The sequence below is a fragment of the Streptomyces sp. NPDC044704 genome (assembly GCF_056433525.1).
This window is the reverse complement of sequence record NZ_JBWKGY010000011.1, coordinates 145,856-166,076: the sequence shown is the minus strand read 5'-3', so window position 1 is coordinate 166,076 and position 20,221 is coordinate 145,856. Positions and strand designations below refer to the sequence as shown.

18 protein-coding genes are annotated in these 20,221 nt (G+C 74.6%); 10 read left to right on the top strand and 8 right to left on the bottom strand.

The window, feature by feature from the left end:
- The first annotated feature begins 68 nt into the window (after positions 1-68).
- From AC07B0_RS25685 to AC07B0_RS25675, 3 genes are all read left to right on the top strand, one after another.
- Positions 69-1,691, top strand: a complete 1,623-nt coding sequence (locus AC07B0_RS25685) for a helix-turn-helix domain-containing protein (protein WP_478899007.1) — start codon at positions 69-71, stop codon at positions 1,689-1,691.
- Between the two features lie 134 nt (positions 1,692-1,825).
- Positions 1,826-4,657 carry a DEAD/DEAH box helicase gene (locus tag AC07B0_RS25680; protein WP_478899006.1) on the top strand — a complete coding sequence of 944 codons (2,832 nt, stop codon included), beginning with the start codon at positions 1,826-1,828 and terminating at the stop codon, positions 4,655-4,657.
- Positions 4,654-5,856 carry an SWIM zinc finger family protein gene (locus tag AC07B0_RS25675; protein ID WP_469380197.1) on the top strand — a complete coding sequence of 401 codons (1,203 nt, stop codon included), beginning with the start codon at positions 4,654-4,656 and terminating at the stop codon, positions 5,854-5,856. The genes AC07B0_RS25680 and AC07B0_RS25675 overlap by 4 nt, the downstream gene beginning before the upstream one ends.
- Here the strand turns inward: AC07B0_RS25675 and AC07B0_RS25670 are convergent.
- On the bottom strand, positions 5,837-6,385 hold the full coding sequence (locus tag AC07B0_RS25670) for a hypothetical protein (protein WP_356879962.1): 549 nt from the start codon (positions 6,383-6,385) through the stop codon (positions 5,837-5,839). The two genes, AC07B0_RS25675 and AC07B0_RS25670, sit on opposite strands and share 20 nt — an antisense overlap.
- Before the next feature lie 127 nt (positions 6,386-6,512).
- On the opposite strand from AC07B0_RS25670, the gene AC07B0_RS25665 reads away from it, so the two are divergent.
- Complete coding sequence (locus AC07B0_RS25665; protein WP_356879960.1) at positions 6,513-7,223, top strand: chaplin; 711 nt, start codon at positions 6,513-6,515, stop codon at positions 7,221-7,223.
- Here AC07B0_RS25665 and AC07B0_RS25660 read toward each other — a convergent pair.
- The gene (locus AC07B0_RS25660; protein ID WP_478899005.1) at positions 7,216-7,875 is read right to left on the bottom strand and encodes a DUF2293 domain-containing protein; all 660 of its coding nucleotides are present in this window, start codon (positions 7,873-7,875) and stop codon (positions 7,216-7,218) included. The genes AC07B0_RS25665 and AC07B0_RS25660 overlap by 8 nt on opposite strands.
- A 139-nt stretch (positions 7,876-8,014) precedes the next feature.
- Between AC07B0_RS25660 and AC07B0_RS25655 the strand changes: the two genes are divergently transcribed.
- Positions 8,015-8,383, top strand: coding sequence for a cupin domain-containing protein (locus tag AC07B0_RS25655; protein WP_467291294.1), 369 nt, complete (start codon positions 8,015-8,017; stop codon positions 8,381-8,383).
- Positions 8,384-8,492: 109 nt separating this feature from the next.
- On the opposite strand, the gene AC07B0_RS25650 is transcribed toward AC07B0_RS25655, so the two are convergent.
- A complete protein-coding gene (locus AC07B0_RS25650; RefSeq protein ID WP_469380201.1) occupies positions 8,493-9,938 on the bottom strand; it encodes a WGR domain-containing protein in 1,446 nt (481 codons plus the stop codon).
- A 91-nt stretch (positions 9,939-10,029) separates the two neighbouring features.
- Here AC07B0_RS25650 and AC07B0_RS25645 point away from each other — a divergent pair, with 91 nt between their 5' ends.
- Positions 10,030-10,674, top strand: a complete 645-nt coding sequence (locus tag AC07B0_RS25645) for a nucleoside/nucleotide kinase family protein (RefSeq protein ID WP_469380203.1) — start codon at positions 10,030-10,032, stop codon at positions 10,672-10,674.
- A gap of 79 nt (positions 10,675-10,753) precedes the next feature.
- Here the strand turns inward: AC07B0_RS25645 and AC07B0_RS25640 are convergent, their stop codons facing one another.
- Complete coding sequence (locus tag AC07B0_RS25640) at positions 10,754-11,677, bottom strand: carbohydrate kinase family protein (protein WP_469380206.1); 924 nt, start codon at positions 11,675-11,677, stop codon at positions 10,754-10,756.
- The gene (locus AC07B0_RS25635; protein WP_478866023.1) at positions 11,674-12,606 is read right to left on the bottom strand and encodes a pseudouridine-5'-phosphate glycosidase; all 933 of its coding nucleotides are present in this window, start codon (positions 12,604-12,606) and stop codon (positions 11,674-11,676) included. Before AC07B0_RS25635 ends, AC07B0_RS25640 begins: the two co-directional genes overlap by 4 nt.
- Positions 12,607-12,849: 243 nt before the next feature.
- Here AC07B0_RS25635 and AC07B0_RS25630 point away from each other — a divergent pair, with 243 nt between their 5' ends.
- Both AC07B0_RS25630 and AC07B0_RS25625 read left to right on the top strand, forming a co-directional pair.
- Positions 12,850-13,635, top strand: a complete 786-nt coding sequence (locus tag AC07B0_RS25630) for a class I SAM-dependent methyltransferase (protein WP_478866022.1) — start codon at positions 12,850-12,852, stop codon at positions 13,633-13,635.
- A gap of 72 nt (positions 13,636-13,707) precedes the next feature.
- Entirely contained in the window at positions 13,708-14,094 is a 387-nt protein-coding gene (locus AC07B0_RS25625) for a cupin domain-containing protein (RefSeq protein ID WP_467291305.1), read from the top strand.
- A 45-nt stretch (positions 14,095-14,139) separates the two neighbouring features.
- Here the strand turns inward: AC07B0_RS25625 and AC07B0_RS25620 are convergent, their stop codons facing one another.
- From AC07B0_RS25620 to AC07B0_RS25610, 3 genes are all read right to left on the bottom strand, one after another.
- Positions 14,140-15,429 (bottom strand): MFS transporter, encoded by a 1,290-nt coding sequence (locus AC07B0_RS25620; RefSeq protein WP_478899038.1) that lies wholly within the window; start codon positions 15,427-15,429, stop codon positions 14,140-14,142.
- Between the two features lie 208 nt (positions 15,430-15,637).
- Complete coding sequence (locus AC07B0_RS25615) at positions 15,638-16,201, bottom strand: methylated-DNA--[protein]-cysteine S-methyltransferase (RefSeq protein WP_478899004.1); 564 nt, start codon at positions 16,199-16,201, stop codon at positions 15,638-15,640.
- Between the two features lie 89 nt (positions 16,202-16,290).
- Positions 16,291-17,214: a glycerophosphodiester phosphodiesterase gene (locus AC07B0_RS25610; RefSeq protein ID WP_478899003.1), complete on the bottom strand. Its 924-nt coding sequence runs from the start codon at positions 17,212-17,214 to the stop codon at positions 16,291-16,293.
- A 188-nt stretch (positions 17,215-17,402) separates the two neighbouring features.
- Here AC07B0_RS25610 and uvrB point away from each other — a divergent pair, with 188 nt between their 5' ends.
- Together uvrB and AC07B0_RS25600 are read left to right on the top strand one after the other, a co-directional pair.
- On the top strand, positions 17,403-19,550 hold the full coding sequence (gene uvrB, locus AC07B0_RS25605; protein ID WP_356879766.1) for an excinuclease ABC subunit UvrB: 2,148 nt from the start codon (positions 17,403-17,405) through the stop codon (positions 19,548-19,550).
- A gap of 88 nt (positions 19,551-19,638) precedes the next feature.
- Positions 19,639-20,217, top strand: a complete 579-nt coding sequence (locus AC07B0_RS25600) for a TerD family protein (protein WP_329103171.1) — start codon at positions 19,639-19,641, stop codon at positions 20,215-20,217.
- Positions 20,218-20,221 lie beyond the last annotated feature (4 nt).

Sequence of the window (20,221 nt, the reverse complement as noted above, 5' to 3'; positions counted from 1 at the left end):
GGCCGTACATGCCGTCACCTGGGGGAACACCCCCTGCATGGAACGGCGTCACGGGACGGGGGAGTGCTGTGGGCGAGGCGGAACGGCCGGCGCGGGGGCCGGTCGAGACGGAGACGTTCGCGCGGCTGATGCGGGAGCTGAAGGAACGCGGGGGGCTGAGTTACGGGTCGCTGGCGCGGCGGCTGCACACCAGTACGTCGACCCTGCACCGGTACTGCAACGGGGAGGCGGTGCCCGCGGAGTTCGCGGTGCTGGACCGCTTCGCACGGGCCTGCGGGGCGAGCCGGGAGCAGGCGGTGGAACTGCACCGGGCCTGGCTGCTGGCCGACGCCCGGCGCAGGTCGGCGGCGCACGCGGAACACGATCCGGTACGGGGGCCCGAACGGGACCGGGCGGCGGAGGCGGCCTCCGTGGTGGGGGCCGGAGCGGCGCCCGGGGCAGTGCCTGTGGCGGAGCCCGGGGAGGCCCCCGTGGGGGAGCCGGGGGCGAAGACCGGCCCCGTGCCGAAGGTGTCGTCCGGGCCGGTGCTCGACCCGGCGCCGGGGGAGTCGCCAGGGGCGGGACCGGAGCCCATCGCCGGGACGCCGTCCGCGGCGGTGCCCGCTCCCGCTCCCGGGGCCGGGCCGGAGGCCCTCCCGGGCCCGGCTGCCGCAGCTGTCCGGGAGGCGGTCCCGGGCGCCGTACGCGCAACCGCTTCGGCGTCCGGTTCCGGGAACGGGGCCGTGGTGGTCGTCGGGGCCGGGGCCGTTCCCGGGGCCGGGGGCGCTGGGGGAGGGCGGCGGGCCTGGTACCGACGGCGGGGCGTCGCGGTGGCCGCCGCCGGTGTGACGGCCGCCGCGGTGGTGGCGGGGGTGCTGGCCGCGGCCGGACCGGAGCGCCGTCACGCACAGGCGGGGCCGACGGGGGACCAGGCCGCCGTCTCGCCGTCGCAGCCCCGTACGCCGGCCTCCGGGGGCCCGCCCGTCCCCTCCCCGTCGGCGTCGGTGCCGCCCGCCGCCACCCCGCCGGCGTCCTCGCCCTCCCCCTCCGCCCCGCCGGCCGCCGCGCCGGCGCCCGCACCGACCCCGCCGACGGCGGCGGTGGCGCCGCTCAGGACGGCCGTACGGTCCCACGTGTGGGCGGCGGGCTGCGAGCACGCCTACCTCTCCGAGCGCACCCCGGCGCAGATGCCCCCGCCCCCCGTGGAGGCGGACGCCCCCGCCTGGGCGCGGGCGCAGCAGGCGGTGCACGCCGGGAGCCAGACCGTCGAGATCACCGTGCACGGGACGGGGGAGGGCGCCGTGGTCCTCCAGGACCTGGACGTACGGGTCACCGCGCGGCGCACCCCGCCGGCCTGGAACGTCTACCAGATGTCCCAGGGCTGTGGCGGCGCCCTCACCCCGGCCGCCTTCGCCGTCAACCTCGACGCGCCGAGGCCGCAGGCGCGGCCCGTCGCGGGGAACGACGGCGGGGACCGGATCCCGGCACCGGCGTTCCCGCTGCGGGTCTCGGCGGGGGAACCGGCCGTGCTGCGGGTGGTGGCGGCCGCCACCGGCTGCGACTGCGAGTGGTACCTCGACCTGCGCTGGACGGGCCCCGGCGGGTCCGGCACCCTCCGCCTCGACGAGAACGGCCGGCCCTGGCGGACGAGCGCCACCGCCGGGCGGCCCGAGTACGGCTTCGCGAGCGAGCTGGGCCGCTGGGCGAAGTAGGCGGCGCAGCATCGGCGGGGCGGCCGTAGCCGCAGGTCAGGGGGTGTTGTCGGTGGGCCCGCCTAGACTCGGCGGCAGTGGGTCCGCCATGACCGGGCGGAGCCGGGGCGAGCAGGAAGGGGGAGGACGCCGTGATGCCGCAGTCGCCATCACCCGCAGCGTCGACGTCGTCGTTGCTCCGGCGCGCCGCCGTGTTCCTGCCCGCCGCCGTGCCCCGTGAGGGGCGGGTCGTCTTCTGGTGTCCCGCCGGTGATCCGCTGCCCGAGGCCGGGAGCCCCCATCCGCTCCAGGTGGTCCGCCCGCACGGCGACGGGGTCCGCACCCGCACCGTGCCCGGCGTGTCCCTGTCCGTCGCCGAAGCCCTCCCCCTCCTCGTGCGGGCCGCCCGCAGCCCGGCGGCCTCGCCCGTCACCCGGGCCTGGGGCACCGCCGCGGCCCAGGCCCTGTCCCTCGTGGCCCGGGGCCGGCTGCTGCCCGGGGTCACACCGGACGGCATCGACGCCTGGCGCGCGGGCCCGCTCGACGCCGGGGACGTCGGCCACCTGCGTGCCGTCGCCGCCGCCCTGCCGTACGAGGGGTACGCCAGCCCGCTCGCGGGCCGCCGCCCGCTGACCCTGCCCGAACCGGAGGCCCTGGTGCGGGCCTTCCTCGACGCCGTCGCCGACACGCTGCCCAGGACCGCGGCGGCGCCTTTCGCCGCCGGCCGGCCGTTCGCCGCGCAGGAGCCGCAGCGGGTACCGGGGATACAGGAATGGGCCGCGCAGGTCGCGGCCGGAGCCGATGCCGGGGTGGGCATCTCGCTGCGGCTCGACCTGTCGTCCTTCCGCCTCTTCGACGAGGCCGAACCGCAGGACGTGCGCCGGGCGGGCGCCGCGGTGGTCCAGGTCCACAGCCTCGCCGACCCGACGCTGGTGACCGACGCCGGGCTGCTGTGGGCCGGTGCGGCCGCCGCCGCGTTCGGGCCCCGCGCCCGGATCGACGCCGTGCTCGCGCTGCGCCGCGCCGCCCGGGTCTGGCCGCCGCTGCTGCGCCTGCTCGACCAGCCCGTACCGGACGCCCTCGCGCTGTCCGACCCGGAGCTGGAGGACCTGCTGGGCGCGGCCGCACCCCGGCTCGCGGCGGCGGGAGTACCGGTCCACTGGCCGCGCGAGCTGGCCCGTACGCTCTCCGCGACCGCCGTGGTCCGGTCCACCGCTCCGGGTTCCGCCACCGACGGCACCGCCTTCTTCGACGCGGCGGGGCTGTTCGCCTTCTCCTGGGAGCTGGCGCTGGGCGGCGACCGGCTCACCCCCGGGGAGATGGACGCCCTCGCGCAGGCGCACCGGCCCGTGGTGCGGCTGCGCGACCAGTGGGTGCGGGTCGATCCGGCGCTGGTGCGCAAGGCGCGCAAGCGGGAGCTGGGCCTGCTGGACCCGGTGGACGCGCTCGCCACCGTCCTGAGCGGGACGGCCGAGGTCGACGGGGAGCCGGTGCCCGCCGTCCCCGTGGGCGCGCTGGCCGCGCTGCGCGACCGGCTGACCGGGGACCTCGACCCGGTCGCGCCGCCCGCCGCCCTGAAGGCCACGCTGCGGGACTATCAGCTGCGCGGGCTGGCGTGGCTCGACCTGATGACCTCGCTCGGCCTCGGCGGCTGCCTGGCCGACGACATGGGCCTCGGCAAGACCGTCACCCTGATCGCCCTGCACCTGCACCGCGACCGCCCCGAGCCCACCCTCGTCGTCTGCCCGGCCTCCCTCCTGGGCAACTGGCAGCGGGAGATCGAGAGGTTCGCGCCCGGCACGCCGGTACGCCGCTTCCACGGCGGCAGCCGCACCCTCGACGGACTCGAAGGCGGCTTCGTCCTCACCACGTACGCCACCATGCGCGCCGGAGCCGCCCGCCTCGCCGGGCAGGACTGGGGCATGGTCGTCGCGGACGAGGCCCAGCACGTGAAGAACCCGCATTCGGCGACGGCGAAGGCGCTGCGCACCATCCCGGCGCCGGCCCGCGTCGCGCTCACCGGCACTCCCGTGGAGAACAACCTGTCGGAGCTGTGGGCCCTGCTCGACTGGACGACTCCGGGGCTGCTCGGTCCCCTCACCGCCTTCCGCGCCCGCCACGCCCGTCCGGTCGAGCACCAGCAGGAGGAGGACGGCGGCAACGAGGCGGCGGTGGCCCGGCTGGCGGCGCTGGTGCGGCCGTTCCTGCTGCGGCGCAAGAAGTCCGACCCGGGCATCGCCCCCGAGCTCCCGCCGAAGACGGAGACCGACCACCCCGTGTCCCTCACCCGCGAACAGGCCTCCCTCTACCAGGCGGCGGTGGAGGAGGCGATGGCCGTGATCGAGGCGAGCGAGGGCATCGAACGGCGCGGCATGATCATGAAGCTGCTGGCCTCGCTCAAGCAGATCTGCAACCACCCCGCCCAGTACCTGAAGGAGGAGCCGCCCCGGATCCCGCACCGCTCGGGCAAGCTGGCCCTGCTGGACGAACTGCTGGACACGATCCTGGCCGAGGGCGGCTCGGTGCTGGTCTTCACGCAGTACGTGACGATGGGCCGGATCATCGAGCGGCACCTGGCGGCCCGGGGCATCTCCCACCAGTTCCTGCACGGCGGGACGCCGGTCCCGCGCCGCGAGGAGCTCGTCGACCGCTTCCAGTCCGGGGAGGTCCCGGTGTTCCTGCTGTCCCTCAAGGCGGCCGGGACGGGCCTGAACCTGACCCGGGCCGGACACGTCGTCCACTTCGACCGCTGGTGGAACCCGGCCGTCGAGGAACAGGCCACCGACCGCGCCTACCGCATCGGCCAGACCCAGCCCGTCCAGGTCCACCGGATCATCGCCGAGGGCACCGTCGAGGACCGCATCGCCGAACTCCTGGAGTCCAAGCGCGCGCTGGCCGACGCCGTCCTGGGCTCCGGGGAGTCGGCGCTGACCGAACTCACCGACCGGGAACTCGCCGACCTCGTCTCGCTGCGGAGGCCCGCATGATCACCGCACGGGACGACCGGCGCCGCACCTTCGAGACCGTACCCGCCGGACTGGACGCGAAGACCTGGTGGGGGCGGGCCTGGGTCGCCGCGCTGGAGGCCCGCGCGCACGACGCGGCCCGGCTCGCGCGCGGCCGGACGTACGCGACCGAAGGACACGTCGAAGCCGTCACGGTCACCCCCGGCCGGATCGTGGCCTACGTACGGGGCAGCAATGCCCGCCCGTACCGCACGGAGCTGTCCCTCGGCGCCTTCACGGACGCAGAGTGGGCGGAGGTCCTGGAGGCGGTGGCGGCGGATCCCGCCGCCCTCGCGGCCCTCCTGGAGCGGGAGGTCCCGCAGTCCCTCGCGGAGACGGTCCTGCCCGGAGCCGGCGAGCTCGTACCCCGCTGCTCCTGCCCCGACGCGGGCCGGCCCTGCAAGCACGCGGCGGCCCTCTGCTACCGGGCGGCCCGTCTCCTCGACCAGGACCCCTTCGTGCTGCTCCTGCTGCGGGGCCGCGGCGAGCGGGAACTCCTCGACGAACTCGCCCGGCGCAACGCCGCCCACGCCGCGCGCGAACAGCCCGACGCCGCACCGGACTTCCCCGGCGTGCCCGCCCGCGCGGCGGTGGCCCGCACCGGCCTGCCCCCGCTGCCCGCCCCGCTCGCGCCGCCCGCCGCCGCGGGTCTGCCGCCCGCCTACCCGGCCGACCCCGCCGCGCCGGACCCGCTGGCCCTGGACCAGCTCGCGACCGACGCGGCCGCCCGCGCCCTCGCGCTGCTCACCACCGGAGCCGACCCGACCGGACACCTCACCCTGTGGCAGGACGCCGTCCGGCTGGCCTCGGCGCACCACACCGCGGGGCTCACCGGCCCGGCCCGCGTCCTGTACCGGGACCTCGCGCGCGCCACCGGCCGCTCCACCACCGAGCTGGCCCGGGCCGCCGCGGCCTGGCGGCAGGGCGGGCTGCCCGCGCTCACCGTCCTCGACGAGCCCTGGGACCCCCCGGCCGGCCCCTTCGACCGGGCCCGGCCCGCCCTCCTCGCCGCCGGACTGGGGAGCTTCCGTCCGGAGCGCAACCGCCTCACCGCCCGCACCCGTCAGCTCCGCCTCGGCCGCGAAGGCCTCTGGTACGCCTACGAGTCCCGCGCGGACGACGAGGACTGGTGGCCCGCCGCGGCCCCCTCCCCGGACCCGGTCACGGCGCTGTCCCGCTGACCTCACCCGCCCACCGGGACAGGGTGGTGAAGTCCCGTGCGCGCAGCCCGTGCCGGGGGAGGACCCGCAGGAGCAGGGCGGGGGCCGGGTGCCGGGCCGCGATCCAGGCCCGGTCGCGGGGAGTGATCATGTCGTCGACCCAGGCGAAGGGGCGGCCCGCCGCCCACTCCAGCAGGGGCCGCGTCTTCCACGAGAGGCCCTCGGGGTCGCGGGCGAACAGCTCAGGCCACTCGACGACCGGAAGATCGGTGGGGAGACCGACGTGCGGGGAGATCATCGTGTTGGCCTGGTGCGTCCAGGCGGTGGCCCAGACGATCTCGAAGGGCAGGGCCAACAGCCGTGCGCCGTGGGAGGGATGGAGGCGGACCCGGGCACCGCGTCGGGCCGCGCGCGACTGCGGATCGCGGTAGGAGAGCCAGACGTCCGGTCGCATCCGGTGGCTCGTGTACCCGCGCAGGGCGGCGAAGGGGGACCGGAACGGGTTGAGCGGGCCGTCCACGTCGAGGAGGAGCAGCGGGCGTTCAGTCATGAAGTAGGCAGTACCCAGTACACGATGGAGTGAAATGCCTACCGTCGCTATAACCCGAATGGGTTTACGGCGTTGTTTCCGGTGTGGGGGCAATGCCCCCTGAACCCTCCGGAAGGCAGGAAAACTGATGCGTCACAGTCGTCGGAACGGCTTGATCGCGGCGATGGTCGCGGGCGGTGGACTGGCGGTCGCGGGGGTGGGCGGCCTGGCCCATGCCGATGCGGAAGCGGGCGGGAAGGCGGAACGCTCCCCCGGGCTGCTCGCGGGGAACCTGGTGCAACTGCCCGTGCACACCCCGCTGAACGTGTGCGGGAACACGGTGAGCGTGGTCGGAGTCCTCAACTCGGCCGCCGGCAACCGCTGTACGAACGTCTCCCCGGGAGAGGGGAACCCCGGGCCGAGGCCCTCCGGTCCGGAGCGGGCCGGCGGGGGCGGATCCGCTGCGGCCAACGGCGGAGGAGCGGTGGCCCATGGAAGCGGAAAGGATTCGCCAGGACTGCTGTCCGGCAACGGGATCCAGCTTCCCGTCGATCTTCCGATCAACCTCAGCGGCAACTCCGTGAGCGTCGTCGGGGTCGGCAACAGCTCCCACGGGAACACCTCCGTCAACGGGGAGACCCCCACCGGCGGCAAGCCGCCGCAGCCGGTCACCCCGCCCGTCGCCCCGCGGCCGGTGACCCCGCCCGCACCTCCCGCGCCCCCCGCGCCGCCGGTCCCGCCGCGGCACACCTCGGCACTCGCCCACACCGGTTCCGAGGGCATCGGCTACCTGCTGCCCGCCGGCGGCGGGCTGCTCCTCGGCGGGGCGCTGCTGTACCGCCGCTTCCGCCTCAACTAGCGGGCCGCGCCCGCCAGCCGTCCAGGATCGCGTCGATCCGCGCCGCCAGCCGGGCCCGGGCCGCGAACCGGGGGACGCCCGCCATCAGCAGGGCGTCGTACTCGGTGTCGATGTGCCGCACGGCCGCCCGGACCGCCACCGACACCGCCGGTTCGTCGAGGGCCCGGCCGGCCGCGCTGCGCCCGACGCGGCCGCTGCCGCGCAGCGAGGCGTGCGCGGCGATGGCCCGCGCGCGCTCCGGCGGGCACCCGGGGAACAACCGCAGGATCTCGGCGGTGAAGGCCGCGGTGAAGCGGACGTCCTCGGCCGCGCGCCGCTGCCGGTCACGCTCCCGGCGGCGGGCGCGCGCGTCGGCGTCCGCGAGACAGGCCCGTTCGGCACGCGCCAGGGCCGCTTCCTCTACCAACAGCCCCTGCCGTTCGTACCGGCGGCGGCGCTTGTGCCGGCGTACGACGACGGCCGACAGCGAACTGGCCTCCCGGGCGCGCCGGGTGAGCGCCGCGTCTCCCCGCGGCAGGTAGACCAGGTGTCCCAGATCGGCACATTCCAGACATCGCGGAACCCCCGCCTCGCGGACGAGGTGACGCAGCGGGCCCTGCCGGCACTCCGCGCAGTGGATCTGCTTCTGTGACTCGAAAACGACGAGACTCATGTGGGGGTGATACCGCTGACCGGTGCGTATATCACCTTGTAAAGATAGGTTGTTAGCCTTTCATCAACTCTTCTCGGACGTCATGATGTCCTCCTACCGTGAGTCGAGTGGGCCACGGCGGGCCCATGAGGGAGGGCACATGGGCGGACGGCAGGCCACGGCGAGGCGGCCGAGGGAGAAAGAGCCCTCGGACCTCATGCGCCGGGAGGTCGTCATAGAACCCGGAGGCTGCACGGGCTGGCACTACCACCAGGTGCCGCTGATGGCGGTCGTCAAGGCCGGAACCCTGACGCGGATCCTCGACGACGACAGCGTCGAGGTGCACACGGTCGGGGACACCTTCGTCGAACCCGAAGGCACCGGACACATCCACCTCGGCCGCAACCTCGGCACCGAGCCGATCGTGCTCCACGTGACCTGCGCCCTCCCGCAGGACGCCCCCTTCGCGGTGTCCGTCCCGGCCCCGCGCGGCGCCACCCCCTGCGCCTGCCCCGAACACCGCCGCTGAGCCGGCCCGCCCCGCGCGGGTACGGCCGGAGCCCGTGGAGACCCCCGTCCACCACGGACCCCGGCCGCACCCGCGCGGGACGGGCCGCCCCAGCCCCCCCCGCGCCCGCTCAGACCAGCCGGCGGATCTCCCCGCGCACCCGGTAGAAGCCACCGGCGGCCGGGTGCAGCCCGTCCACCACGTACCGCGCCCCGGCCTCCCGGATCCCGCGCGGGAACTGGACGTTCCACGCGGAGTCGAAGCCCTCCGAGACCACCTGCACCCGCATCCGGGACCCCTGCTGGACGCACTCGACGACGATGCCGCCGACCGGGACCGAGGCCCGCGAGACCGTCGCCACCGCGGCGGCCGAGGCCGCCGGGGTGAACACGGGCAGGGCCGCCGCCGACTTCACGTCCACCGCCGTGGGCACGGAACCCTGCTGGGCGGCCGCGATCGCCGCCTCGCTCGCGTCCACGCACACCAGCGAACCGTCCGTGGTGACCAGGTACAGCCGCTCGTCCAGGTACTGCATCGACAGCGCGGAGCCACCCCCGGTGCCGAGCTTCCACAGCCGGCGCCCGTCCGCGTCGAAGCAGTACACCGACGACGACGAGTCGCCCGCGAACACGTGCCGCCCGTCGGGCGAGGTCGCACACGAGTACACCGCCGCGTCACACGGGTAGGCGGCCTCGACCGCCCCCGTCGCCTTCGACAGGCGCTGCACGGTGTTGCGCACCGTGCCCGCGTACACGGCGTGCTCCTCCTGCCAGCCGAACAGCACCCCGCCCGGGGTCTTCGTGTGCCACAACTCCCCGGTGCCGTCGGCCGCGTAGGCCGTCACGCCGTTGCCGTGACCGTGGTAGACCGCACGCTCGTCCGCCCGGACCATCCAGGCACCGGCCCCGGAGGACTTCCGCGACCACTGGTGCTCGTCCTCGTGGTCGATGACGGTGAGGCCGCCGTTCGCGTCCGAGACGTTCAGGACGCCCTCGTGGATGTCGAGCCAGTAGATGTCCACGTCCGCCGCGATGCCGTAGGCCCCGAACGGCACCTTCGACGACAGGTCGTACACCGTGCCGTCGTCGCAGCCCGCGTATATCCAGAACTCGTCCGCGACCAGGCACTTCACCCCGTCCGGCAGGGAGTAGCGGGCCAGTACCTCACCGGAGTGGCTCACTGTGTAGACGTCACCGGCCTGGTTGCCGACCCAGCAGCGGTCCTCGTCCACGTGGATGCCGAACGCCGAGGAGCCGGTACGGAACCGCCACAGCACCGGGGCCACGGCGCGCGCCGTCGAAGGCGCCGAGGCAACCTGGCGGCGGGTCACCGAACGGGCGGCGCGCGCCCCGCGCACGGCCGGCGCGTACCCCTTGCGGACCTTCTCGCCGATCTTCTTGGCCGCGGCCGCCCGGGCCTTCTCCGCCGTCGGGAACGAGGAACTCTGCAACTGGCCGTCGGCGCCGATGCGTCCGTAGCGCACCGAGACGGCGGTGCCGTCCACCGTCACCTCGTAGAACTTGTGCGCGGCGCCGTCTTCCTGCGACAGCTCCAGATACGTCGTCTCCCGAGCCATGACAGACCCCTCCTCGAAGCCGGGCCGCCGGCTCCTGTGCACCGGTGATCCCCTCGTGAAAAAACTAAGCCCCACCACTGACAATGGACGGGTGCAGCTCGAAGCGATCACCTGGCAGCGGCTGGCCGAACGCCTGGCCGACCACCTCGACGGCCCCGGCACGGCCCCGGAGCAGGGGACTTGGCAGCGCATCGGCATCGACGGCGCGCCCGCCGCCGGGACCGGCGTGCTCGCCGGCCGCCTCGCCGACGCGCTGCGCCTGCGCGGCCGTTCGGTGCTGGTGGTGTCGGCCGAGGGCTTCCTGCGGCCGGCCTCGCTCCGCTTCGAGTACGGGCGCCAGGACGTGGATTCCTACCTCGGCGGCTGGTACGACACCGGCGCCCTGTGGCGCGAGGTCTTCGGCCCGACCGACCCCGGCGGGAGCGGCCGGGTCCTGCCCGACCTGTGGGACCCGGTGACCGACCGGGCCACCCGCAGCCCGTACGTCGAACTCGCCCCGGGCAGCGCGGTGATCGTCCACGGTCCGCTGCTGATGGGGCACTGGTTCCCCTTCGACCTCGGCGTGCACATCAGCCTCTCCCCGGCGGCCCTTGCCCGCCGTACCGAGGAGTCCGCGCGCTGGACGCTGCCGGCCTTCGCCCGCTACGCGCGGGAGACCGGCCCGGCCGAGGCCGCCGACGTCCTGGTCAGGGCGGACGACCCTGGGCACCCGGCCTGGAGCGGCCTGCCGGACTGAGCCCGGGGAAGGAGCGCCCGCCCGCCGCCCCGGTGCCGTGCCGGACGCCGCACGTCCGGCGCGACCCCGCGGGCCCGCCCTACGAGGGCCGGCCGCCCAGCCGGCCGACGGCCAGCGCGGCGGTCCGGCAGCCGGCGCGGGCAGCCTCCACCGGGTCCGCGCCGTCCAGCCGGGCGGCGAGGAACCCGCCGGTGAAGGCGTCCCCGGCGCCCGTGGAATCCACCGCAGCGACGGGTTCCGCCGCGACCTCGGCGGTGATCCGGCCGCCCTCGGCCACCAATGCCCCACCCGCCCCCCGCGTGACGACCACCAGCGGTATCCGCCGGCTCAGCTCCTCGGCCGCCCGGGTCGCCCCGGCCGGTTCGGGCAGGCCGGCCAGCAGCCGGGCCTCGTCCTCGTTGGGCAGGAGCACCCCGGCCCCGGTGACGGCGGCCAGGAACCTCTCGCGGCCCAGCGCGGCCAGGAACCCCGCCGAAGCGGGGTCCACGCTGACCGGCACCCCCCGCGTCCGCGCCGCCCGCAGCGCGACCAGGGCCAGCTCCCGGCTGGTGTCCGCGAAGAACAGGTACCCCGACAGGTGCAGGTGCGCGGCGCCGTCCAGCAGGGCCGGCGCCCAGTCGGCGGGGCACAGGCGCAGGGAGGCCCCGCTGTCGGTCAGGAAGGTCCGCTCGGCGTCCTTGCCGACCAGGGCCACGACCGTCCCGGTCGGTTCCGACCGGTCGACGACCAGCCGGGGCCGCACCCCCGCGTCGACCAGGGCCCGCTCGTGCCAGCGTGCCGATTCGGAGCCCACCCGGGCGAGGAGGCGTACCTCGGCGGTTCCCGTACGCGCTGCCCAGCAGGCGGCGTTGGCGCCTGCCCCGCCCGGCAGGGTGCGGATCCGGGCGGCGGTGTCGGTGGCCGGGGCCAGGGGTTCCGGATGCACCGCGACGACGTCCGTCACCACGTCGCCGACGACCAGCAGCGCCCCCGGCGGGGCCGTCGGAGCCGCGGGCGCGCTCACGGCCGCGCCGCCCAGGCCCGCGCGATCCGGGCCCCGAGCCGCACGTTGCCCCGTACCGCCGCCAGGTTCGCCTCCAGTGAGGCGCCGCCCGTCGCCCGTACCAGGAACTCCAGCAGGAACGGCGTCACCGCCTGGCCCGTGATGCCCCGCTCGCGGCATGCGGCGAGGGCCTCGCCCAGCACCCGGTCGTGCAGCCGCGGATCCAACTGGTCCGCCTCCGGGACCGGATGGGCGACGACCAGGGCGGACTCGGGGCCTCCGACCGCGTCCTGGGCGGCCATCACCTCGGCTACCTCCTCCGGCCGGTGGACGGTCCAGTCCACCGGTTCACCGGAGTCGGCGAGGTAGAACCCGGGGAACCGCGCCGTCCCGTACCCGAGCAGCCCCACCCCGAGCGTCTCCAGGCGCTGGAGCGTCGCCGGCACGTCCAGGATCGACTTCACCCCCGCGCACACCACCGTGATCCGGGTCCGCGCGAGCAGCGACAGGTCCGCCGACTCGTCCAGCGACCGCGCCCACTCCCGGTGCACCCCGCCCAGCCCGCCCGTGGCGAACACCCGCAGCCCGGCCCGCGCCGCCAGCAGGGCCGTCGCGGAGACCGTCGTCGCCCCGGTCGCGCCCGTCGCCAGGGCCGGAGCCAGATCCCGGTGCCCGAGTTTGCGCACGTCCCCGCCCGAGGCGATCCGCTCCAGCCGGGCCTTGTCCAGACCCGCGTACGCCACCCCGTCGATCACCGCGATCGTCGCCGGAACCGCACCCTCCGCCCGGACCAGGGACTCCAGTTCCAAGCCCACCTCCAGATTGCGCGGACGGGGCAGGCCGTGCGCGATGATCGTCGACTCCAGGGCGACGACGGGCCGCCCGGCGGCGAGCGCCTCGCGTACCTCTTCCGACAGGACCGGGACCTCGGTTGCTCTGTGCTGTGGCATGTCCCCATCCATGGCGCATGATGCGCGCCCCCAAACGCGCTGCCCCCGCTCCCGCACCAACCTGTCCGACTAGTGCCGTGACCGGAAAGGTCCACCGGGTCGCGACGCCCGGCACGGCACCTCTCCGCGTTGTCGGACCACGGAGGTACGTCCGGTACGAGCCGCGGCCCTCCGCCTTGAGATGCACCGCACCGGACGCCGCGACCCGGCAGACCTTCCCGGCCACGGCACTAGCGTTCCCCCATGGACACCCGCGGTTTCTACGACGAACTCGCCGACCGGTACGACCTCATGTACGCGGACTGGGACGCCAGCACCACCCGGCAGGGCCGGGCCCTGGACGCCCTGCTCACCGCCTCCCTCGGGCCCGGACCGCACACCGTGCTGGACAACGCCTGCGGGATCGGCACCCAGGCGCTGGGCCTGGCCCGCCTGGGCCACCGCGTCACGGGCACCGACCTCAGCGCCCGCGCCGCCGCCCGCGCCGCCCGCGAGGCGACCGCCCGGGGGCTGGCGCTGCCGGTCGCGGCGGCCGACATGCGGGCCCTGCCCTTCCCCGACGCGGCCTTCGACGCGGTGGTGTGCGCCGACAACGCCCTCCCGCACCTGCTGACCGAGGCGGACGTCCGCGCCGCTCTGGCCGAAACCCGGCGGGTGCTCCGCCCGGGCGGCCTGCTGCTTCTCTCGACCCGCCCCTACGGCGCCCTGCGCCGGACCCGGCCCGGCGGCGAGGCCCCGCACGTGCGCACCGGCCCCGACGGGCGGACCATCACCTTCCAGCTGTGGCACTGGCACCCCGACGGGGAGCGGTACGACGTCGAGCTGTTCCAGCTGCTGCCGTCCGGCGGGACCTGGACCACGCACACCTCGGGGGCGACCTACTGGGCCCTGCCCGAGGAGGAGACGGCGCGGTACGTGCGGGAGGCCGGCTTCGGAGAGCCGGTCTGGCACCCCTCGGCCGCCACCGGGTTCCACCAGCCCGTACTGGGCGCCAGGCGGCCGGTGACCCGTACGCGCTCGACGGAATGACGCGTCACCGGAGCCCGCGCTGGACGCTGTGAACACCCCGGCGCCGGTGCGGCGGCCCTAGGCTGACGCGCCATGAGCACCAGTGACCGCAGCCCCGCCCCCGCCGCCCCCGCCTCCTTCGCCGTGTCCGTCGCCGACGTCCCCGACGCCGAGCTGGAGACCGAGGAGCTCGACCCCGGACAGATCCTCTCCGGTACGCCCGTCGTGACCGGCAAGGTGCTGTGGGAGTCCGAGGACGGCTCGCAGATCCGGGGCATCTGGCAGATCACCCCCGGGGTGGTCACCGACACCGAGGCGGACGAGCTGTTCGTGGTCGTCAGCGGGCGCGCGACCATCGAGGTCGAGGGCGGCGCGACCCTGGAGGTCGGGCCCGGGTCCGCCTGCGTCCTGCGGGAGGGCGACCGGACCACCTGGACCGTCCACGAGACGCTGCGCAAGGCCTACCACATCAACTGCTGAGCCCGGCCGGCCCGCTGCCGGGCCCGACGGGCGGCCGCCGGCCCCTCACGCGTCCGCGCGCCCCCCGTCCTTGGCGGCCACGGGGTGGCGCCGCGCCGTGAACAGGGCCAGCGCCGCCATGGGCAGGAGCAGCGCGGCGCCGATCGCGTTGAGCCAGCCGTAGCCGGCCTGGGACATGACCAGCCCGGCCGCGGCGCCGCCGACGCCGGCCGCCGTGTTCATCGTCAGGTCGCTCAGGCCCTGTACGGCGGCCCGCGCGGGCTGCGGCACCGAGTCGGTCAGCAGCGCCGACCCGGAGACCATGCCGGCGGACCAGCCGAGACCGAGCAGGAAGAGGCCGATCGCGCTCTGGGTGTGGCTCTCCCGCGCGGTACCGGCGAGCAGGGCGGCGACGGACAGCAGTCCGGCCGCGAGGCCGATCACGGAGAGCCGGCCGAGGCGGTCGGCGAGCCATCCCATGACGGGGGAGAAGGCGAACATGCCGGCGATGTGGCCGCTGATCACCAGGCCGACGAGCCTGAGGTCGGCGCCGTGGTGCCCCAGGTCGACCGGGGTCATCACCATGATCGAGACCATGGTGGTGTGGGACACCGCGACGGTCAGCAGGGCGAGCCGGGCCCGCGGCGACGCCTTGACGGCGGCCAGCCCGGCGCGCAGCGAGCGCCCCTGCGGGCCCTGTTCCGCGGCCGGGGCCAGCGCCCGGGCCGTCAGCAGCGGGTCGGGCCGCAGGAACACGGCGATCAGGGTGCCGGTGAGGACGAAGACGGCGGCGGCCCAGACGAAGGGCCCCGCCGTCTGGGGTATCGAGGTGCCGGCGAAGCTGTCGCTGGCGGGGGCCGAGAGGTTGGGGCCGAGGACGGCGCCGACGGTGGAGGCCCAGACGACCACGGAGATCGCGCGGGCCCGCCGGTCGGGCTCCGCGAGGTCGGCCGCGGCGAACCGGGCCTGGAGGTTCGCGGAGGAGGCGGCCCCGAAGGCGGCCATGCCGATCATCAACAGGGGGAAGCTCTTGACGGCGGCGGCCAGCACCACGAGGCCCGCACCGAGCGTGCCGACGCCGTACGCGACGACCAGCCCGGGCCGCCGCCCCCGGGAGGTCATCAGGGCGGCCAGCGGCAGCGAGACGAGGGCGGTGCCGATCACCGCGGCGGTGGAGGCGATGCCGGACAGCGCCTCGGTCCCGCTGATCTCGGTGGCCAGTACGGGGGCCAGGGCGATGCTGATCGGCACGCCCATCCCGCCGAGCGCCTGGCTGGCGATCAGCACGCCGGAGATCCGGCGCCGCAGCCGCGGCAGCTCCGCCGCGTCGAACGACGGGCCCTCGCGGCCCGCCACGGGCGGGGCGCCGGGGGCGGTCCCGGGGGAGGCGGTCACGCCGGACACCCCCGTCGCGGTCGCGGGGGCAGGACGCGCGGGGTGAGGCCTGGTGCGGCAGGAGTAGTCACCGCGGAAGTGTCCCACCCCTTACCGCGCGGGGGAACCGCGTATCCGGGGCGCATTCCGCCACGGCCGCGCGCACCCGCCGGGACCGCGAACACCCAGGTCAGAACAGGGGTTGCGGGAGCACTCCCTCCAGCGCGAGCAGGATCCGCTTCGTCTCCACGCCGCCCCCGAACCCCCCGATGCCGCCGTCGTTCTCCACGACCCGGTGGCAGGCCACCACCAGCGGCAGCGGGTTCGACCCCATGGCGTTGCCCACGGCCTGCGCCGCCCCCGGCTGCCCGATCCGGGCGGCCAGCTCTCCGTACCCGACGACCGAGCCGTACGGCACGGACCGGTCCAGCTCCAGCAGCACCTGGCGGTTGAAGCCGGAGCTGAGCCGCCAGTCCAGCGGCAGCTCGAAGCGCCGCAGGGAGCCGGCGAAGTAGGCCTTCAGCTGGCGTATCGGCTCGGCCAGCAGGACCTCCGCGCCCCGTTCGGGCCGCCGGGCGTCCGCGCCGAGCCGGGATTCCAGCGAGGCGATCATCCGGTCGGCCCGGTCGGGCCCGGCATGGAACTCGACCCGGACCAGACCCTCGGGGGTCGCGGCCAGGAGCAGGGGACCGATGTCGCTGGGGACGACGGTCCATTCGAGGTGCGGCCCGCGGGGCCGCTCGGTGCTGTCCACGCGTCCACGGTACGGCCCCGCACCGACAGCGCGGCCGGGGTCAGGGGCCCCCGAGGGTCAGTGGCCGCCCTAGGGTCGGGGGCCGGGGGTCAGAAGCCGCCCACCGCCTCGCGCACCACGTCGGGGGCGTTCGTGATGATGCCGTCGACGCCCATGTCCTGGACCTTCCGGGCCGTGGCCGCGTCGTCCACGATCCAGGTGTCCACCTCCATGGCCCGGCCGTGGGCGCCCCGCAGCCGGTGCACCGCCGCCACCCAGTCCGCGGAGATCGTCGTGTGCCAGGGGTTGATCCGGTCCGTGAACTCGGCGTACCGGGGCAGGTCGGCCACCGTCGGCGTGCCCAGGAAGGCGGTCACGAGGTCAGGGCGCAGGCCGTGCACGATGCGGACCGAGTCGGCGCTGAAGCTCTGCACCACCAGGCGGCCGCTGACGTGGCGCTCGTCGAGCCAGCCCGCCTCCTCCAGCACCCGCAGGGTCTCCTCCTCGATCCCCGGGTACAGCTCCGGCTTCTTGATCTCCAGCAGCAGCCGCTGCTGGTTCCGTGACACCCGGTCCAGGTACTCCCGCAGCGTCGGCACCCGGGCCCCCGCGTAGCGGCCGTCCCCGAACCAGCTCCCCGCGTCCAGCCGGGCGATCTCCGCCGCCGTGAAGTCCCGCACCCGCCACGGACCGCGGTCGGGGAACACCTCCTCGACGTCGGTCGTCCGGGCCAGGGTGTCGTCGTGGATCACTACCAGCTCGCCGTCCCTGGTGCGCTGGACGTCGTTCTCGACCCAGTCGAAGCCGAGCCCCATCGCCAGGTCGATCGCGTCGAGGGTGTTCTCCGGGGCGTAGGCGGAGGCCCCCCGGTGGGCGTACACGACGGGGCCGCCGAGCCCCATCGGCCCGGGCCCGGCGGCCGGGGCCGCGGGACCGGGGCCGGGGGCGGCCGCGGTCGTCCCGCCGCACAGCACGGTGAGGGTGAGTCCCAGGAAGGCGGCCGCGGCCGCGGCGGCGGGTCGGACGACGTACATGTGCGTTCTCCTCGGATCGTGAGCCCTGCCGCTGCGTCAAACGGGTGCGGAGCGGCAGACGTTGCGGCGGTGCACTGCGGAGAGCCGTTGCACGGCGATCATGGGTTGAAGATCACCGCGGCGCCACCGAACTACGACAAACGGACCAGACCCGCGCTGCTGTCAGTGGGGGGCCGTACGGTTGACCCATGCGGCCCGTATCGAAGATCGAACGCACGGTGGCGCCTTTCGAGGTCGTCAGCCCCTACCAGCCCAGCGGCGACCAGCCGGCGGCCATCGCCGAGCTGGAGAAGCGCATCCGTGCAGGTGAGAAGGACGTCGTACTGCTGGGTGCGACGGGTACCGGCAAGTCGGCGACCACCGCCTGGATGATCGAGAAGCTTCAGCGCCCCACCCTGGTCATGGCGCCGAACAAAACCCTCGCCGCCCAGCTGGCGAACGAGTTCCGCGAGCTCCTGCCGAACAACGCCGTCGAGTACTTCGTCTCGTACTACGACTACTACCAGCCCGAGGCCTACGTACCGCAGTCGGACACCTACATCGAGAAGGACTCCTCGATCAACGAGGAGGTGGAGCGGCTGCGCCACTCCGCGACCAACTCGCTGCTGACCCGGCGCGACGTGATCGTCGTCGCCTCCGTGTCCTGCATCTACGGTCTCGGCACCCCGCAGGAGTACGTCGACCGGATGGTCTCCCTCAAGATCGGCGAGGAGATCGACCGGGACCAGCTGCTCCGCCGCTTCGTCGACATCCAGTACACGCGCAACGACGTCGCCTTCACCCGCGGAACCTTCCGGGTCCGCGGCGACACCATCGAGATCTTCCCGGTCTACGAGGAACTGGCCGTCCGCATCGAGATGTTCGGCGACGAGATCGAGGCGCTGTCCACCCTGCACCCGCTGACCGGCGAGGTCATCAGCGAGGACCGCGAGCTCTACGTCTTCCCCGCCAGCCACTACGTCGCCGGCCCCGAGCGCATGGAGAAGGCGGTCCGCGGCATCGAGGCCGAGCTGGCCGAGCGCCTCGCGGAGCTGGAGAAGCAGGGCAAGATGCTGGAGGCCCAGCGGCTGCGCATGCGCACCACCTACGACCTGGAGATGATGCGCCAGATCGGGTCCTGCTCCGGCATCGAGAACTACTCGCTGCACATGGACGACCGCGAGCGCGGCTCCGCCCCCAACACCCTCATCGACTACTTCCCCGAGGACTTCCTCCTCGTCATCGACGAGTCCCACGTCACCGTGCCCCAGATCGGCGCGATGTACGAGGGCGACGCCTCGCGCAAGCGGACCCTGGTCGACCACGGCTTCCGGCTGCCGTCCGCGCTCGACAACCGGCCGCTGAAGTGGGAGGAGTTCCAGGAGCGGATCGGCCAGACCGTCTACCTGTCGGCCACCCCCGGCAAGTACGAGCTCTCGCGGGGCGACGGCTTCGTCGAGCAGATCATCCGCCCCACGGGCCTCGTCGACCCCGAGGTCGTGGTCAAGCCCACCGAGGGGCAGATCGACGACCTGGTGCACGAGATCCGCGCGCGCGTCGAGAAGGACGAGCGCGTCCTGGTCACCACCCTCACCAAGAAGATGTCCGAGGACCTCACGGACTACTTCCTGGAACTGGGCATCCAGGTCCGCTACCTCCACAGCGACGTCGACACCCTGCGCCGCATCGAGCTGCTGCGCGAGCTGCGGGCCGGCGAGTACGACGTCCTGGTGGGCATCAACCTGCTCCGCGAGGGCCTCGACCTGCCCGAGGTGTCCCTGGTGGCGATCCTCGACGCCGACAAGGAGGGCTTCCTGCGCTCCGGGACCTCCCTCATCCAGACGATCGGCCGCGCCGCCCGCAACGTATCGGGCCAGGTCCACATGTACGCGGACAAGATGACCCCGGCGATGGAGAAGGCCATCGACGAGACGAACCGGCGCCGCGAGAAGCAGATCGCCTACAACACCGCGCACGGCATCGACCCGCAGCCGCTCCGCAAGAAGATCAACGACATCGTCGCCACCATCGCCCGCGAGGAGCTGGACACCGAGGAGCTGCTCGGCACCGGCTACCGGCAGGAGGGCAAGGGCGCCAAGGCGCCGGTCCCCGCGCTGGGCGGCAAGGCGGCCGCGGGCAAGGCCGGGAAGGGAGCCAAGGGCGCCAAGGCCGCCAAGGGGGCCGAGGTCCTCACCGACCGGCCGGCCGCCGAACTGGCCTCGCTGATCGAGCAGATGACCGATCGGATGCGGGCGGCGGCGGCGGAGCTCCAGTTCGAGGTCGCGGCCCGGATCCGGGACGAGGTCGGGGAGCTGAAGAAGGAGCTTCGCCAGATGAAGGAAGCAGGCCTCGCCTGACCCGGGGCCGGTCAGTAGGGTTGGGTCACAGCCGCAGGTACACGCTGCGCACCCGTTATCGGGGCGGGCTATGGAGAGGGGACAGCGCGTGACGGTCAACATGACCAAGGGTCAGGCCATCAGTCTGCAGAAGGCGGACGGCGGCACGCTGACCGCGGTCCGCATGGGCCTCGGCTGGCAGGCGGCCAAGCGCCGCGGACTGTTCGGCTCGCGGACCCGGGAGATCGACCTGGACGCGTCGGCGGTGCTCTTCGCCGACAAGCAGCCCGTCGACGTGGTGTTCTTCCGGCACCTTCAGAGCGACGACGGCTCGGTCCGGCACACCGGTGACAACCTCGTCGGCGGCGTCGGGCAGGGCGGGGACGACGAGGCCATCCTCGTCGACCTCCAGCGCGTGCCCGTGCACATCGACCAGATCGTCTTCACGGTGAACTCGTTCACCGGCCAGACCTTCCAGGAAGTGCAGAACGCGTTCTGCCGCATCGTCGACGAGACCAACGGCCAGGAACTGGCCCGTTACACCCTCGACGGCGGCGGCCAGTACACCGCGCAGATCATGGCGAAGGTGTCCCGGGTCGGCAGCGGCTGGCAGATGACGGCCCTCGGTAACCCGGCCAACGGCCGGACCTTCCAGGACCTGATGCCGGCGATCCTGCCGCACCTGTAACAGG